This is a genomic window from Pedobacter sp. ASV1-7 (genome assembly GCF_040203335.1).
GTDB lineage: Bacteria > Bacteroidota > Bacteroidia > Sphingobacteriales > Sphingobacteriaceae > Pedobacter.
The window spans coordinates 56,372-73,063 of sequence record NZ_JBEHBV010000011.1 but is presented as its reverse complement, the minus strand read 5'-3'; the positions used below and the strand labels follow the sequence as shown (position 1 = coordinate 73,063).

Sequence of the window (16,692 nt, the reverse complement as noted above, 5' to 3'; positions counted from 1 at the left end):
GAAAGTTGTATGCTGATGCTGGGATTAATCTGACTGTTAATTGTGGTATAAATCGGGTTCAAATTAGTTCAAGACAGCGTTTAATCTTTACTATATCTAAACAGGGTGCAAACAGGGTCTAAACAGGGTGGTAACAGGGTCATTCATATAGTTTAAATACTGTAGTCACCTTGTAATTGTTAATTGATTTTACAAATAACTATCTAAGCTGTTTCATGGGCTATCTTGAGTTTAATAAGATCGAGTTGGTTTGAATTAGCAATCTCAAATGAAATATAGCTTTTAATTATTTTTATTAGTAATGTTGCACAATACATTAATGCTTTTAAAATGATCAATAAAATAATATTAGCTGCTCTAATCTTTTCTATGTCTCTTGGAGTATTGAGCGTAAATGCACAGGAAAGTCCGGTTAAGATTACATCTAAGGTAAACAACGATAAAAGTGTAGATATTTCCTTTGAGAAGGAAGAACCTGGCACATTTACCGTCCTCATTAAATTCCGGGAATTGACAAATACTGATGCGTCTAGTGAACAGGAATTGACCATTAAAGGGTACTCTGGAAATATATTATCCCTGAAACCAAAAAATGAGGGACAAGGTATCGGTTATTCTTATATATCCAGATATATTAGAGGGAAGCTTGAGCCAAAGTACAATGCTGATTTTATTTATACTTTACCTTATAAAGCAGGAACAAAAGTGATGGTTGCGGAATCTGGATTTGTTGGAGCTAAATACTTTGGTAATGCTACCCCGGCTGACTGGAAGGCTTACCGTTTTTATAGCAAGACTCAGGATACTGTTACAGCAGTGAGGAAAGGGATTGTTGTAGAAATTAGAGATCTGCATGATACGGATAAGACTGGTGATGTAGCCTATAGTAGCAAAAGCAATGATTTAATTATAGAGCATGCTGATGGCACGCTTGCTACTTATAGAGGATTTAAGAAAGGTAGTTTTGTTATAGAAAAGGGGCAAACTGTTTTTCCAGGTACAGCATTAGGGCTAAATAGTAGTAGTAACACTAAACTTGGATTCGGTATTTCACTTATGTTGACGTATCTGAAGTCAACAGAGATAGATCCTTCCCAAACACTTCAGAACTCTAAAAGCTTATACGGTTTTATAACGCCACGCTTTACTACTGTCGAAAATCCAAACATTATCCTGGAATCAAGAAAGGAATATAGTGTTTTGTTGCCTGTAGAAGTTCTAAAAAAAGAGCTTACTAAAAAGGAGATGAAGAAACAGGGTGTAAAATAATACTTTTGCTTCTTGGCACTTAATTTGATTAAAGGCAGATGACAATACTAAATTACGTTATTTTTGCATTTCAATCCTATTATTTTGAAAAGAGTCTTACTTTTTCTAATCCCTTTTTGTTTAACGTTTAGCGCTTGTAATTGGTTTAAAGAAACTCCAGAAGTGGGTTTGATGCTATCCGAGCATTTTAACAATAAGCTTTATAAAAAGTTCGATACTGCAGAATTCAATGTCATTTTTAAAAAACATTTAGATTCCCTTAAAGGCGGTTTTTCTAACCCAAATACCATTGCTGCCTATTATTTACAAAACAATAGCGAGCCAAGACTGGTAAATAAATATTTTGCCAATGGAGGATTAGATTCACTTGAAAATTATATCAGCAGAAGTGAAGAACATGGTTTTAATCCACAGGTGTTTAATTTTAAAAAATTGAAAACACTGATGGCACAATTGTCTGCGAATGACTTCAAATCGATATCTGAAGTTTATCCTGTAGTGGCAGATTTGGAACTGAATGCGGCAGAGAGCCTGATCAAATACAATAATTTCATTTATTACGGTAGTTTAAATCCACGTAAACTTCTTTCTCGGTACTATGTGCCGGTTAAAAGACCTGACAGTATAAGTATTACTGCCGTTCTGGCAACAGAAGATTTGACGAAATTACTTCAGGATATACAGCCTGCTTCAGAAAGTTACCGCGAGTTGCAAAGGGCAATGCTCAAAAAGGAACGAACGGGTAAAGGCGATGATGAAACCTTAAAAACGATAAAGGTGAACCTGGAAAGGTTGAGGTGGAAATTGCCCGATCTTGGTGAAGAATATGTAGAAGTAAATATTCCTGATTTTTCATTAACCTGGTTTGACAAACAAGATACTTTAAGTCATATGAAGGTTTGTGTAGGTGCAGTTCGTGAAGCTGGTTATGCAGAGAAATTAAAGTTGTATGCAAAATCGGGTAGTCTTGATGATAAACCTAAAAATCATGAAACCCCAATATTGTATAGCAAATTGAATTCTATACAGGTAAACCCAATCTGGAATATTCCTGTTAGTATTGCTCGTAGTGAAATATACTGGCAGGCAGTCAGAGACCCCTATTATCTTTCCAATAATAATATCAAAGTATATTACAAAGGTAAGCAGGTAATGGATCCGGATACTATTCAATGGAACAAGTATTCTCGTGAAAAGCTTCCTTTTCAATTTAAACAAGGCTCTGGTGAGGGCAATGCACTTGGTAAGTTTAAGTTTATATTCGACAATGGTTCGAGCATATATTTACATGATACCAATAATAAAAGTGGATTTGCAAGAGCAAACAGAGCTATCAGTCATGGTTGTGTACGAGTAGAAAAACCTTTGGAGTTTGCTGAGATGATGGTAAAAGACAAGTATCAATATGACCAGTTGAGGATGGAGGTAAGCTTGCCACCACTCGATACTACCAAAATGGATGTCTACAGAAAAAAGCTAGCGAAAAAGGCAGATACCGTAAATATATTTCAGTTAAAACCTAAGTGGTTTGGCCCTAAAAAACCAATTCCACTTATCATCAATTATGTTACTGCATGGTCTAAAAATGGAGTAATACAATATAGAGCAGACGTTTACGGTTTAGATGAAACTTTGTATGCAGCCATGAAGAAATTCATGTAAAATTGCTAACTTTGTTTTTTAATGAATTTCCTATATCCAGGTTTTCTTTTTGCGCTGCTGGCAATAGCAATTCCTATTGTAATACACCTGTTCAATTTCAGGAAATTTAAAAAAGTTTATTTCAGTAACGTACAGTTCCTGTCGGCAGTTAAAGAACAAAATTCATCCAGAGAAAAGTTAAAACACCTGCTCGTATTGCTGAGTAGAATTTTGGCTATCGTTTTTTTAGTACTCGCATTTGCCAGACCATTTATCCCATCATCAAATCAAAATGTTAATAATGCTTCAGGCACTCTCATAAGCATATACATTGACAATTCATACAGTATGGAAAGCCTTAATAAAGAAGGTAGCCTGCTGGAAGAAGCAAAACGTAAGGCAAAGGAGATTGTAAATTCATACGCACTGACAGATCAATTCAGATTAGTTACGAATGATTTTGAGGGCAAGCATCAGCAGGCGGTAAATAAAGAAGAGCTAATCAGTATGCTGGATGGTATAAAAATATCAACAGCTGCAAGATCTCTTCAACAGGTAATGAATCGTATTGAAACAGATGCCTCAGCGAATAAAAATGAAGCGGCTTATCTGATCTCTGATTTTCAACAAACTTTTGTAGGGAAAAAGCCGATAAAGAAAAATGAATCAGTAGACTATTCATTTATAAAATTAAATGCCAACAGCTTGCCAAATATATCAGTTGATAGCGTTTGGAGCATTTCACCAGTTCATTTGCCAAATCAGCCCGAACAGTTTGTTGTACAGTTAGGTAATTACAGTGAGGAGGATGCTATTGATATTCCATTACAATTGACCATCAATAAGCAGCAAAAGGCAATAAGTAATGTGAAAATTGCTGCAGGTAAAACATTAAAAGATACCTTGTCATTTAGCGGACTGAAAGGAGGTTGGCAAAAAGCAACGATTACGATTAAAGATTTTCCACTTACTTTCGATGATCAGCTAAACTTTAGCTTTAAAGTAGCACAGGATTTGAATGTGCTAAGTATTAGCAGTAATTCCTCAGAAAAGTATATCCGTTCACTTTTCTCTGCAGATCCTTACTTTAAACTTACCGAAATGCAAGAGTCGAATATCAGATATTCGGCTTTTGAAGATTATAGTCTGATTGTTTTAAATAGTTTAAAGGAACCGTCTTCTGGATTGGCTCAACAGCTTAAACTGTATGTTGAAAATGGAGGTTCAGTCGTTGTTTTCCCTGATTTGGATGTCAATGCTGCAACTTATACCTCATTTTTAACCAGCCTGTCTTTACCTGGAGTCCAGCAATTAAATATAGGGCCTGCTATTGCAAGTACCATCGATTTAAAACATTCCATCTTTAATGATGTATTTGAACAGGTGCCTCAAAACATTGATCTTCCGGTTGTAAACAGGTATTTCAGTTATGCTGAACGAAATTCAAGTAACAAAGAGAATATTCTTAAACTACCTCTTAACAGGTTCCTGTTTGCCCGGTACAATATCGGAGCAGGTAAAATTTATTTATCGGCCAGTTCATTGAGTGATAAAGATGGCAATATGGCGTTACATCCTGTTTTTGTACCCTTAATGTTTAAAATAGCTTTTGCAAGTACAAAAGAACAACCATTGTATTATACTACTGGGAAAGATAACTTGCTGGAAAGCGAGCGTATCAGTCTTTCCGGTAATCAATCTTTAAAATTGGTATCTGAAGATTTTGAAGTGATTCCTGAAGTCAGACAAACGCCAGGCAAGACTTTATTATATATAGCCGATCAGGTAAAAAGAGCTGGGTTTTACGATTTAAAAAAAGCAGAAGAACTTTTATCGGTAGTGGCTTTTAATGATGACCGGTTGGAATCAGATATGCATTATGCTGATGAAAATGAAGTTAAAGCCTTATTTGGCAAACAAAATATAGCGTTTTACAATTCTAAGAAAGACGCTTTATCTATGAATGTGGAGTTGAAAAATAAGAGCAGCGAGTTATGGAAACTTTGCCTAATTTTAGCTGTTGTTTTTCTAGCCATTGAAATAGTACTGATCAGATTTTTTAAACTTTCAAAAAATATATAGACAACATGAATCTTCTCATCACAGGCGTAACCATTGCCGATCCCAATAGTAAGTTTAACAAGCAAAAATGTGATGTGCGTGTAGAACAAGGTAAGCTAATAGCTATAGATAGTAAATTAAGCCCGGTAAAAGGTGAGACTGTATTTGATGGTGCAGGAATGATCTTATCTCCCGGTTTTTTTGACTTGAACTGTTCTATCGGAGATCCTGGTTTTGAAACCAGGGAAGATATTTATACAGCTACTGCAACTGCTGCAGCTGGAGGATTTACTGGACTTGCAGTTTTGCCTGATACAAAACCTATTGTACATTCTAAAGGTGAGGTAGCCTATATCATTAATAAAGCAAAAGGTAATTTAGTTGATGTACTGCCAGTAGGAGCCATCAGTCAGCATTTGGAAGGAAAAGAACTTGCCGAACTTTATGATATGCAGGAGGCCGGAGCTATCGCATTTTCGGAAGGCAATAAGCCTGTTACTGATGATGGTTTTATGAGCCGTGCACTTCAATATGCTAAAGGTGTTGGATGTTTATTGATGGTTTATCCGGAAAATAAATCAATAGCAGGTAAATCGCAGATCAACGAAAGCAAAAATAGTGTGCTGTTAGGAATGAAAGGTGTTCCTGCCTTAGCAGAAGAAATGCAGGTCAGCAGAGATATTTTCCTTGCAACTTATCATGATGCCCGACTTCATATCAGTAATATCTCTACAGCCGGTTCTGTCGCTTTGCTGAAAAAAGCTAAAAAGGACGGACTTAAAATTACTGCGGATGTTGCAGCTCATAACCTGGTGTTTACTGAAGAACTTTTATCAGATTTTGATAGTAATTATAAAGTGAAACCTCCTTTGCGTGGAAAAGCAGATGTAAAGGCGCTATTAGCTGGATTAAAAGATGGTGTAATTGATGCGGTCAGCTCACAACACCGCCCACATGAAATAGAATTTAAGAATGTGGAGTTTGAAATTGCTGCTTATGGTATCATCGCTCTGCAAACTGTATTGCCATTATTGCTTAAAGCGGGGCTAGAAGCTTCACAGATCGCTGAAAAACTGGCTATAAATCCACGTGCCATTTTAGGTATGACAGCTCCGGTAATAGAAAAAGGAGCAGAGGCGAATTTTACAGTTTATCACCCAACAGAAGAGTGGACATTTAATGCCGCTAATAATTTATCTAAATCTGCAAATTCACCCTTATTAAATCAGAAATTAACCGGTAAAGTAAAGCTGGTATACAATAACAAACAATCACAATCATATGGATAATTACGTAAAAGCTGCGCTGGTTGCATCACTGGATAAGTTTGCAACAGCATCGGGAAATGATTCAGTAAAGCTAAAAAACAATTTAATTGAAGTATTTAGTAAAGATTTAGGTTTTTTAGAAAAAGTAGAAGAGTTTGATGCTGCTTTTGATGAATATCCTGCATTTGAGGAATTAAGAGAGGTATTCTTCGATCTATTGATGATTAATTTCTTTGCTAATGATGTGAAGAAATTGGAAGAGGATTATCTGGATTCTGAAGAATGGGCAGATATTGAAGAAGAAACGATTGATAGAGGAACCGAATTGTTGAACTTGTTATTGTACATTAATGAGTGTCATGATGAAAAGATTAAACCTGAGCTGGATGATTTCCTAAAAGAGTTTTTACTAGTTGAAGAAGATGAGTTTCAGGATGAATTTCATATTTACGAAGACTTAATCAGTAATCAACAATTGGTGGATAGTAGTGTAGAAGATATTTGCAGTCATGCAGGAATGATTGAATTAGCCGAAGAAATGGAAGAGTTATTTGTTCCATTTATGGTTTTCTTCCATCAACCGAAAGCAAATGCTGAAGTGGTTGCTGATTTGAATAGCTATAGTGCTAATAAGGAGTTCGATATTGCTGTATACTCACTGATTTCAGCATTCAACGAAGCTTAAATTAATATTATGACTATAAATACATCAACTATAGAAAGCTTAAAACCTGAGGCTTTAAAAAACGGGATAGGTTTAGGATTAATTTCCCTGGTATTGGGGATTATTACTTCTTATTTATTAGTAGGAACTGAATCGATGATGACGGTTTTTGTTGTTCCTATGATATTTGGTTTAGTCATCCCCCTGATTGCTGCAGTGTTTTTCTGTTTTGATCTCAGGAAAAAGATTGGTGGATTCTGGACATTGAGACAGGCTACATCTGGTATTTTTATCATGTTTATTGTCGCTTATGCTTTATCTACTGCTGGAAGTGTAATCTTCAATAAATTTATTGAAAAAGATATGACTGAAAGAATTCAGACAACAGTCGTGAATGCTACATCATCAATGATGAAAAGTCAAGGAATAGATGAAGATACGATTGATAAAAAGGTTGAAGAAATGAATGACGAATTTGATAAAAAAAATAAAGGCACCATCATGCAAACCATACAGGGGCATGTTATTGGGGTAATTATCGTATTTGTTGTTGCTTTACTTTTTGGTGCTGTATTTAAAAAGGAAAAACCTTTGCAGCCAACATTTGATTAATTGGATTGTGTGGGATATGAGTTAGCTATTAAGCTTATTCGTTCCTAATAACTAAGGATATAAAGCGGACAGGTCGTATCATAAATCATGATGCGACCTGTTTTATTATGTGCTAAAATCTCCTGGAAACACAGTTTAACAATATAATAACACGATACTTTGCTGTCATTTGGAAATTAATCTATAATATTGGCATCCATAATACCAAACCACGAGCCAGGGATTTTTTTATCATGTTAGAATATAGTGATCATAAGGACGCTGATTTGCTTCATTTATTAAAAAATGGAGATCACATGGCTTATAAAGAAATTTATAACCGGTATTGGGGGGTACTATACAGACATTCGTTAAGGATGTTGCAGGATACTGAGCAAACCAAGGATGTTATTCAGGATGTATTTACTATGCTATGGGTAAAAAGGTCAGAACTTGAATTACAGATTTCTTTATCAGCTTTTTTGTACACCTCTGTAAGAAACCGAACTTTAAATCAGATAGATCATAGTAAGGTGAGGACAAAATACATGGATTCTTTGCAACTGGCAATTGAAGAAGGGGTGTGCAGTACTGATAATCTTGTAAATGAAAAGGAACTCATAAAACGAATAGAGGCTGAATTGGCAAATTTACCCGAAAAAATGAGGGCAGTATTTGAATTGAGCAGAAAGTATGATTACTCTTATAAAGAGATCGCTGATGAGTTAAGTATTACTGATCATACGGTTAAAAAGCAGATGAGTAATGCACTCAAAATCCTGCGTTCCAGAATCAATTTGCTATTTTCTATCTTCTAAATAAAAATATTTCATTTTTATCTTACACAAAACGTTCGTTCAGCTTTCTTATACTTAAACAGCCATTTTTATGCTGTCGCCAGATATGAAGAACCAACAAGCGGAAACATTATATAAAAAATACCTTGCAGGTAACTGTACACCCGAAGAACGGGCTGTTGTTGAAGCCTGGTATGTAAATGAAATTGATAAAAGAGAAAAGGATCAGCTAGAGGTAGATGATGAAAGGGTTAAAGCTGAAATGTGGGCAATATTGGAAAAACGTACCAATACTGATATTCCTCGCAAAGGGATATTGCGTCGTTGGTATTCTTATGCGGCCGCTGCGGCAGTTATTCTTGTTGCTTTCGGGATCAATTTGTTTTTACACAAGGATAAACCGACGCCAGTTGTACATCAGGTGAAAATTACAAAACCAGTAATAGATGATAAGAATTCTGCAACATTAACACTTGATAATGGTGAGAAGATTATATTATCTGATGCTGTTAATGGAGATCTTGCCAGGCAGACAGGTGTTGTTATCCGTAAAAATGCTAAAGGACAGATTATATATGATATGCAATCTGCCTCTTCTTTTACTGATAAAGATATGGTTGCCAGGAACAATACTGAAACCCGAAACATACTAACTACTAAACGTGGACAACAATATCAGTTGGTGTTGCCCGACGGTAGTAAAGTCTGGCTTAATGCAGAATCATCATTACATTTTCCTACATTGTTTAAGGGGAGTGAACGTCGTGTAGAGTTAGTTGGAGAAGGGTATTTTGAAATTGCTAAAAATAAAGCCAGACCATTCATTGTAAAGATTAAGGATGTTAATATAGAAGTCCTGGGTACCCATTTCAATGTAAGCTCTTATCCTGACGAAAGGCAGGTTAAAACTACTTTATTGGAAGGCTCTGTAAAAGTAGCTACGGGAAATGCTCATGATGTTTTAGTGCCGGGTGAGCAGGCAATTGTTAATCAATCCAATAAGATAGAGGTGAGTCAGGCCGATATAGAAGAAGCAACAGCATGGAAAGACGGATACTTTAAATTCAACAAGCAAAACATTCGTTACATCATGCGGCAATTGGCCAGGTGGTATGATATAGAGGTAGCATATGAGGGCGATGTATCTGAGGATGTATACATTGGTAAGATCAGGCGTACAGGGGATATCTCTGAAATGCTTAAGGTGTTGGAACTGAATCAGATCAGATATGAAATTAAGGGCAAAAAAATCACGATAAAATTTTAACCAAATAAAATCAAACCAGCAACATAATATGACCAAGAAACAGACTTAGAAAAAACGGCAGATCAAAAAGAACGGAAGGTGTTCCAGCACCTTCCGTATAGGATCAAGCTACAAAAAAATCATTTGACAGATCATTTTATTATTTAATCCAATCCTACAAAAGTATGAAATTTAACTTATGTGGTAAAGCCTTTATTCAATGGGTTTTACCACAAAAAATGTTTCTAATCATGAAACTTACGCTAATATTATTAACTATTTGCCTGCATGTTGGTGCCAAAAGTTTTTCTCAGAATATTAACCTTTCTGGAAAAAATATTCCGCTTGAAGATGTGTTTTCGGCGATAGAAAAACAAAGTGGATACTTCTTCTTTTACAAATATAATGACCTTAAACAAGCCAGGCCGATCAACATCCACATTAAAAATTCTACAATTGAACAAGCATTAACAAAAAGTCTTAGTGGGCAACCCTTTACTTATTCAATAAGTAATAAAACTGTGATTATTACAAGGAAACGAGTTATGACAACAGCCTTACAAGACACGATTTTAACAGTAAAAGGTAGAGTTGTGGATGCCCAGAGTCCGCCAAAGGTATTACCTGGAGTAAGTATTAAGCTTAAAGGGAAAACTACGGGTACGGTATCTGACAAGGATGGTCATTTTACGCTGAAAGCTGTAAAGAATGATATTCTGATATTTTCAATGCTGGGTTTTAAAACCTTTGAAATAAGAGTTGGTTCTGCTGCTTATAAGGAAATCATTTTAACAGAAGAGCAACGTGGTTTGGATGAGGTTGTTGTTGTTGGTTATGGCGAAGTAACCAGACGTGACCTTACTGGTGCAGTAGCAAGTGTTAATATGAAAGATCTTGAAAAGATGCCAGTAGTAAGGGTTGATCAGATGTTACAAGGTCGAATTGCTGGTGTTGATTTGATTTCTGCAGGCGGTGATCCTGGTGGAGGTACATCTGTACGTATTCGCGGAACAAGGTCTATCAATGCTGATAACGAACCTTTATACGTGGTAGATGGTATTATAGATGCAGGGAGTTTAAGTAACATTAATCCCGCGGATATTGAATCGATACAGGTGTTAAAGGATGCTTCATCTACTGCCATTTATGGTTCCAGGGGAGCAAATGGTGTTATCATCATCACCACTAAAAAAGGTATGCCGGGCAAGGATATATTTACTTACAATACAGAAGGTGGATTTGCTCAGTTGCCAAGGTATTTAGATATGATGAATGCCCGTGAATATGCGGAAATGGTTAATGAGAATACCTTGTTATCTAATCCAAATGCAGTGAATCTGCCTTACCCTGATGCTGCATCATTAGGTGAGGGGACAAACTGGACAAAAGAGGTTACGAGGGTTGCGCCATATAACAATCATACGATATCTGTTTCTGGTGGTGTACCTAGTTTACGCTATTATGTTTCTGGAAACTATGCGAATCAAAAGGGGGTAATTAAATCTTCCGGTTTTGAAAGATACCAGGGAAGATTAAACCTTGATAAAACATTTTCGCAGAAACTAAAAGGTGGGTTAAGGCTCAACTATTCATCAACTGTTACAGAAAATAATAAAGTTGATATTGGTTCTAACGAAGGTTGGTGGAATTCAACTCTGGCCATTCCGCCGGTAATGAATGTATATGATGGTGGTGAGGATGGTGCTGGCGATTATGAGGACTGGAATCCGGGATGGTATTCCGGAGGGGTAATCAATAGTCCGGTTGCGTTGGTTAATATGATGAAAAATACTTCTTATCGTAAAAACTTATGGACCAATTTCTTTTTGGAATATGAACCTATTAAAAACCTGAAAATTAAATCTGCTTTCAGCAATACCAATTATTTCCTGAATGTAAGTCGTTATGATCCGGGAGAACTACCTAGAAGAAAGTTTTTAGAGCAAGGTGGTTATGCTGTTAAACAAGCTTATACGTATGAAAAACTACTAAGTGAAACTACAATTTCTTATGCTAAAAGCTGGACAGATCAACATAAGCTAAGTGTACTTGGTGGTTGGACTATGCAAAAATCTAAAGCTGTTAACCAATGGCAAAGAGGTCAGGGTTACCTGGTAGATGCTGTGGAAGATAATAATATGCAAGCCGCAGAAATTGCAGGAACTACGGTTACTTCAAATTTAGATGATCCCACCATGGTATCGGCTTTAGCAAGAGTGAATTACGACTATAAGAGAAAATACTACCTTACATTTACAGGTAGAGCAGATGGTTCTTCAAATTTTTCTGCAAATCACAAATGGGCATTTTTCCCATCTGGTGCATTCAAATGGGCATTACTACAGGAATCATGGATGAAGCCTTTTAGAAATGCACTAGGTGATGCCTCTCTTCGTTTAAGTTATGGTACTTCTGGAAACCAGGCTATTCCATCTTATGGTTCTTTAGCCAAATTAACTGCAAATAATAACGGTTACATTTTTAATGGGATCATTCCTGTAAACTATTATTCAACAAATATTCCTAACGATAACCTTAGCTGGGAAACTTCATCGCAATGGAATGCAGGTTTAGATATAAAGATGGCCAACGAAAGAGTCAGTTTTACTTTAGATGCTTATAATACCATTACAAGAGATTTATTGCTGACAGTTCAGCTGCCTCAGCAAGTTGGTTTTCCAAGTAGATTGGTCAACTTAGGTAAAACTCGAAACCGTGGATTGGAGTTTTTAGTAAATACGGTAAATGTACAGGCCCTTACTGGATTTAAGTGGGGAAGTACTTTTACATTCTCGACCAATAAAAATGAGGTGCTTGACTTAGGGCCACTTGTTCGTGTAACTACAGAAACAAATTATGCTGCTCCGCAATATTATATGTACGGCTATGAAGTTGGAAAGCCTGTTTCAGGATTGTATGGTGTGAAATATGCAGGAACATGGAAGTCGCAAGAGGATATAGATAATTTACGTACGGAGTTTGTTTCTATTCCTACTTTTTATCAGCCGGGTAGACAGCGTTACATCGATGAAAATAAAGATGGCGTTTTAAGCGAGGCTGATGAGGTTTATCTTGGACAATCGGAGCCTAAAATACATGGTGGTTTAGGCAATAACTTTACTTTTAAAGGTTTTGAGCTGGATGTGTTTATGCAATATTCATGGGGTGCAAAAATGTATAATCCTATTGAATTTAAGCAAGGGACTGGTTATGTAGGTCCGAATCAATTTCAATACATGGTAAACAGATGGCATCCGGTTAATAATCCGTATTCTGATATTCCAAGAGTTGGTTCACAGGATTTTGTAGCAACGGATAGGTTTTTACATGATGCTTCTTATATCCGTTTAGCATCAGCTCGTATTGGTTACACATTTAATAAGAATAATATGCCGATAAAAGCATTGAAAAATCTTAGCCTTTATGTAACAGGAACCAACCTTTATCTGTGGACCAAGTACAATGGATATGATCCGGATGTGAGCAGTAATTCTTCTTCAACAGTACGAAGAAAAGATGATGGTGCTTATCCAAAGAATAGAACCATTGCATTTAGTTTATCTACTAAATTTTAACTGATATAATTAGTTTTTAAATAAACGATTTGAATATGAAACGATATTTTTTAAAAATTGCTATTCTGTTTTCAGGGATTTTAGTTACTACAGGTTGTTCTAAATTTCTGGAAGAGGATATCAAAAATAATGCTGCTCCATCTAACTTTTACAAGAGTGTTGCTGAGTGTCAGGCTGCTGTAAATGGAGTTTACCCAGTATTGTATGATCTCTTCTCCAATATAGATTTCTTTATTGCAGCAGAGGGAAGTACGGATTTAGTGGTAATGATCACTGAAAGAAACCTGAATGGTAATTTCGGTTATACGCCATCAGCACCCGGAGTTGGACAGGAAGTATGGCGACATGCTTACAAAGGAATCATGTACGCAAACAATACAATTTCTGCGATTAAAAAATCACCGATATCTGAAGATGATAAAAATAAGCTGGTTGGAGAAGCACTTGCTTTAAGGAGTTTATATTATTACTTTTTAACCAGTACATTTAGTGATGTTCCTTATTGGGATAAAGGTTTAGAGACTGAAGATGATGTGAATAAAGTGATCGTTCAGCCTCGCAGCAGTGCTGATTCTATTCGTAATGTATTAATTGAAGACTTAGAACATTATGCTCCTTTTTTAAGAAAAACGGCAACAGGTAATGATCTTGGTCGTGTTACACAAGGCTTTGCTTATACCCTTATTGCCAAAATTGCTTTATTTAATAAGAATTGGGAGAAAGCAAAATGGGCATCGGAACAGGTAATAAATGATAAAGTTTATAGCCTGAATATGGATTATGCAGATATTTATAAAGTAGAAAATAATAAGGAATCTATTTTTGAAATTCAGTATTCTTATTCTCCAACTGGAATTATGAGGTCTCATCAGATTTATAATTGGTGTATGCCTGCTCCAAAATCGGGAAGTACCAGTGTTTATGACGGGGTTGACCTGGGCAGTAGTTCTTCAACTACCTATGGAGCTGTACTTCCTACCCGCAGACTTATTTCGTATTATACACCAACAGATACACGTAAAGCAAATGTATTGGCATACTCATTTAATGGCAAAGAGTTCAATCGTTCTAAAAACAGATCGTTGCCATGGTTAGGACCAAAATTCTGGGATGTGAATTCTATAAACATTGCAAGTGGCAGGAATATCATTTTTATGCGTTATGCAGATGTATTGCTTATGATGTCTGAGGCTTTGATCGAGTTGAATGAGCTGGATGATGCCAAATACTATATGGATCTGGTTAGGCTTAGGGCAAATACAAATGGCGTTTCTTTAACTGACCAGCCGACCATGCGTGAAGAGCTGAGAAAGGAAAGAGGAAGAGAGCTAACGGGAGAATACGTTCGCAAATGGGATATTGTAAGATGGGGTATTTTTTATGAAAGTATAAAGTCTGTTTCTGTTGATTATCCTGCTGCCGCAGCTAATGTAAAGCCGTATAATTTATATTATCCTATTCCAGCCTTAGAAAGGGTTAAGAATCCGGCTTTAGAACAAAATAATGGTTACTAAATCTTTAAATATGAAACAATTATTTAAGCCATTGTTTGTCCTGTTCTTTTGTTTAAGTAGCTTTCAGAACATTGCTTTTGCTGATGAGAAAGAGCTAAAGGTGATGTCTTACAATGTGCTTACAGGCTTCAATAACAATGATCACTACAAGCAAAAATTTAAAAGCTGGATAGAAAAGGAATTACCCGATGTTATCGGCTTTCAGGAGATGAGCAAATTTACTGCTGAGAGTTTTAAAACCTTTGCTAAAAGCTATGGGCATGAGTATACTGCTTTTATGGAAACCGGCGGCTGCTGTCCGATCGCCCTATCTTCAAAATATCCGATTACTGATGTTAAAAAGGTTAAAGAACAATTGCATCATGGTCTGCTAATGGCTAAAATTTTGGATTATAATGTGATGGTGTTGCATCTGAATCCTTTTGATTGGGAAAAGCGTGCTGTTGAAATCCAAAGTATTTTAGAAATCGCCAAGCCATTGATGACTAATGAAAAGGTTATCATGATGGGAGACTTTAATTCACTGTCGGCTGTTGATAGTCAGATTTATGGTGCTGAAAGGTTAGAGAAAGCCATAAAAGGTAAGAGTAAAAATATCAATAACGGCAATTTTGATTACAGTGTTACCGGTGCAATTCAGCAAGCAGGTTTTGTAGATACTTTCTGGCAGATTAACAAAAAGTTCAGCCTTTCTTGTCCAACAAAGTACTATGCTACATCCGGGACAAACAATCCGATTAGAATAGACTACATATGGGTTAACGGAGTATTAAAAGAGAAAGTTAAAAACAGTGAGATCATATATAATCCTGTTACCCATTTTGTATCTGATCATTATCCGGTGCTGTTAACATTGTCAAAGTAAAAAATGATTCATTTAAAATAGAACATAGAAATGAGTATAAAATTAATATACACTGTTATGCTTGGTGTAATGGTTTCAATATTTAGTGAAGCAATTGCACAAGGTACAAAGCCTGGTAAAAAGGTACTTTTAGAAACCTTTTTGGATGCGCAGAATAAACCACAATATCCAATAGCAGAAGTTTATAGCCCATACGGAGAATGGACTTTTGATGGTGCATTGTTAACACCAAATGAGAAGATGGATATAAGACCTAAGTCGCCAAGGGTATTAGGCCCGCGGTCGGCAAATTCTGAGAATGGTTATATCAGTACCAACTTCGATTTAAAGGGATTAACCTTAATAAAAGTAGGATTTATAGGCTTTAAAGCTGATGAAGGTTATTTTGCTGTAGAGGTTTTTGTTTCAAAAGATCAGGGGAAGAATTGGGTATCACTAGGTATCAGAAGAGGTGATCCGACAAAAGAAGAGGAGACAATAACTGAGTTTAAGATTAACAATAAAGGCAATGATGCTTATCGTGTAAAGATCGTGAATGCATCTGCTCCAAAGTCTAATCGCTTAAACAGGGTTAACATTACAGAGGTAAAATTTGAATATTCAGAATAAAGAATCAGATGATGAAATTACTAAGTATAAAAATGTTTTTTGTGCTGATGATGTTGTTAACTATACAACAAGTGCATGCTCAGTTAAAGACAGAAAAAAGCATATCAGAAAACTTTGAACAGGCAAGTAAGAAAGGCCGGTATCCTGAAGGTGAGGTTACGACTTCGAATGGGGTGTGGATTTTTAAAGATGCATTGGTATGGGATAAAGAACCAAATGATTATCGCCCGATGTCGCCAAGATTACTAACCGCATTTTCTATAGATGATGAGCCTGGAAGTATTGCTACTGCTTTTGAATTAAAAGGTCTTAAAAGTGTTAAAGTAGGCTTTGTTGGACATAAACCGGATCCTGGATATTTTCAGGTTGAGGTATTTGTTTCAAGAAATAAAGGCCAAAGCTGGGAGTCTGTGGGTACAAGTAGAGGTAGATATGATAAAGAAAAGGAAACCTTTGGCGTATTTAAAGTAAACGCCAAAAAAGATGAGGCCTTGAAAGTGAAGGTTGTAAATGCATCGGCACCAAGACTAAATAGAGCGAACAGAATTAATATCACACTCATAGAGATGGAGTGTCATAAGTAAAAAAAAAT

Annotated in this window: 13 protein-coding genes; all 13 read left to right on the top strand. The window is 36.1% G+C overall.

All coding sequences use genetic code 11. From position 1 onward, the window contains the following. The first annotated feature begins 330 nt into the window (after positions 1 to 330). The 13 genes from ABDJ41_RS21160 (at position 331) to ABDJ41_RS21100 (ending at position 16,684) form a co-directional block, all read left to right on the top strand. Complete coding sequence (locus tag ABDJ41_RS21160; protein ID WP_349788130.1) at positions 331 to 1,269, top strand: hypothetical protein; 939 nt, start codon at positions 331 to 333, stop codon at positions 1,267 to 1,269. Positions 1,270 to 1,353: 84 nt separating this feature from the next. Further along, the gene (locus ABDJ41_RS21155; protein WP_349788129.1) at positions 1,354 to 2,931 is read left to right on the top strand and encodes a L,D-transpeptidase family protein; all 1,578 of its coding nucleotides are present in this window, start codon (positions 1,354 to 1,356) and stop codon (positions 2,929 to 2,931) included. 21 nt (positions 2,932 to 2,952) lie between these two features. Continuing rightward, on the top strand, positions 2,953 to 4,992 hold the full coding sequence (locus ABDJ41_RS21150; RefSeq protein ID WP_349788128.1) for a BatA domain-containing protein: 2,040 nt from the start codon (positions 2,953 to 2,955) through the stop codon (positions 4,990 to 4,992). A gap of 5 nt (positions 4,993 to 4,997) precedes the next feature. Further along, positions 4,998 to 6,260: a dihydroorotase gene (locus ABDJ41_RS21145; protein ID WP_349788127.1), complete on the top strand. Its 1,263-nt coding sequence runs from the start codon at positions 4,998 to 5,000 to the stop codon at positions 6,258 to 6,260. Then, a complete protein-coding gene (locus ABDJ41_RS21140; protein WP_349788126.1) occupies positions 6,253 to 6,924 on the top strand; it encodes a hypothetical protein in 672 nt (223 codons plus the stop codon). The genes ABDJ41_RS21145 and ABDJ41_RS21140 overlap by 8 nt, the downstream gene beginning before the upstream one ends. 9 nt (positions 6,925 to 6,933) lie before the next feature. Continuing rightward, positions 6,934 to 7,515 carry a DUF4199 domain-containing protein gene (locus ABDJ41_RS21135; RefSeq protein ID WP_349788125.1) on the top strand — a complete coding sequence of 194 codons (582 nt, stop codon included), beginning with the start codon at positions 6,934 to 6,936 and terminating at the stop codon, positions 7,513 to 7,515. A gap of 233 nt (positions 7,516 to 7,748) precedes the next feature. Next, positions 7,749 to 8,312 carry an RNA polymerase sigma factor gene (locus ABDJ41_RS21130; RefSeq protein ID WP_349788124.1) on the top strand — a complete coding sequence of 188 codons (564 nt, stop codon included), beginning with the start codon at positions 7,749 to 7,751 and terminating at the stop codon, positions 8,310 to 8,312. 85 nt (positions 8,313 to 8,397) lie between these two features. After that, entirely contained in the window at positions 8,398 to 9,558 is a 1,161-nt protein-coding gene (locus tag ABDJ41_RS21125) for a FecR family protein (protein ID WP_349788123.1), read from the top strand. Positions 9,559 to 9,788: 230 nt separating this feature from the next. Next, positions 9,789 to 13,112, top strand: a complete 3,324-nt coding sequence (locus tag ABDJ41_RS21120) for a TonB-dependent receptor (protein ID WP_349788122.1) — start codon at positions 9,789 to 9,791, stop codon at positions 13,110 to 13,112. A 35-nt stretch (positions 13,113 to 13,147) separates the two neighbouring features. Next, complete coding sequence (locus tag ABDJ41_RS21115; RefSeq protein WP_349788121.1) at positions 13,148 to 14,626, top strand: RagB/SusD family nutrient uptake outer membrane protein; 1,479 nt, start codon at positions 13,148 to 13,150, stop codon at positions 14,624 to 14,626. Positions 14,627 to 14,636: 10 nt separating this feature from the next. Continuing rightward, on the top strand, positions 14,637 to 15,491 hold the full coding sequence (locus ABDJ41_RS21110; protein WP_349788119.1) for an endonuclease/exonuclease/phosphatase family protein: 855 nt from the start codon (positions 14,637 to 14,639) through the stop codon (positions 15,489 to 15,491). A gap of 30 nt (positions 15,492 to 15,521) precedes the next feature. Continuing rightward, positions 15,522 to 16,100 carry a hypothetical protein gene (locus ABDJ41_RS21105; protein ID WP_349788118.1) on the top strand — a complete coding sequence of 193 codons (579 nt, stop codon included), beginning with the start codon at positions 15,522 to 15,524 and terminating at the stop codon, positions 16,098 to 16,100. 8 nt (positions 16,101 to 16,108) lie between these two features. Continuing rightward, positions 16,109 to 16,684: a hypothetical protein gene (locus tag ABDJ41_RS21100; protein WP_349788117.1), complete on the top strand. Its 576-nt coding sequence runs from the start codon at positions 16,109 to 16,111 to the stop codon at positions 16,682 to 16,684. Positions 16,685 to 16,692: the final 8 nt, after the last annotated feature.

Excerpts from the sequence above, each read along its gene's own strand:
- ABDJ41_RS21110 (WP_349788119.1), top strand. The coding sequence starts at position 14,637 with ATGAAACAATTATTTAAGCCATTGTTTGTCCTGTTCTTTTGTTTAAGT.
- ABDJ41_RS21130 (WP_349788124.1), top strand. The coding sequence starts at position 7,749 with ATGTTAGAATATAGTGATCATAAGGACGCTGATTTGCTTCATTTATTA.
- ABDJ41_RS21145 (WP_349788127.1), top strand. The coding sequence starts at position 4,998 with ATGAATCTTCTCATCACAGGCGTAACCATTGCCGATCCCAATAGTAAG.
- ABDJ41_RS21115 (WP_349788121.1), top strand. The coding sequence starts at position 13,148 with ATGAAACGATATTTTTTAAAAATTGCTATTCTGTTTTCAGGGATTTTA.
- ABDJ41_RS21105 (WP_349788118.1), top strand. The coding sequence starts at position 15,522 with ATGAGTATAAAATTAATATACACTGTTATGCTTGGTGTAATGGTTTCA.
- ABDJ41_RS21140 (WP_349788126.1), top strand. The coding sequence starts at position 6,253 with ATGGATAATTACGTAAAAGCTGCGCTGGTTGCATCACTGGATAAGTTT.
- ABDJ41_RS21100 (WP_349788117.1), top strand. The coding sequence starts at position 16,109 with ATGATGAAATTACTAAGTATAAAAATGTTTTTTGTGCTGATGATGTTG.
- ABDJ41_RS21160 (WP_349788130.1), top strand. The coding sequence starts at position 331 with ATGATCAATAAAATAATATTAGCTGCTCTAATCTTTTCTATGTCTCTT.
- ABDJ41_RS21120 (WP_349788122.1), top strand. The coding sequence starts at position 9,789 with ATGAAACTTACGCTAATATTATTAACTATTTGCCTGCATGTTGGTGCC.
- ABDJ41_RS21125 (WP_349788123.1), top strand. The coding sequence starts at position 8,398 with ATGAAGAACCAACAAGCGGAAACATTATATAAAAAATACCTTGCAGGT.
- ABDJ41_RS21135 (WP_349788125.1), top strand. The coding sequence starts at position 6,934 with ATGACTATAAATACATCAACTATAGAAAGCTTAAAACCTGAGGCTTTA.
- ABDJ41_RS21150 (WP_349788128.1), top strand. The coding sequence starts at position 2,953 with ATGAATTTCCTATATCCAGGTTTTCTTTTTGCGCTGCTGGCAATAGCA.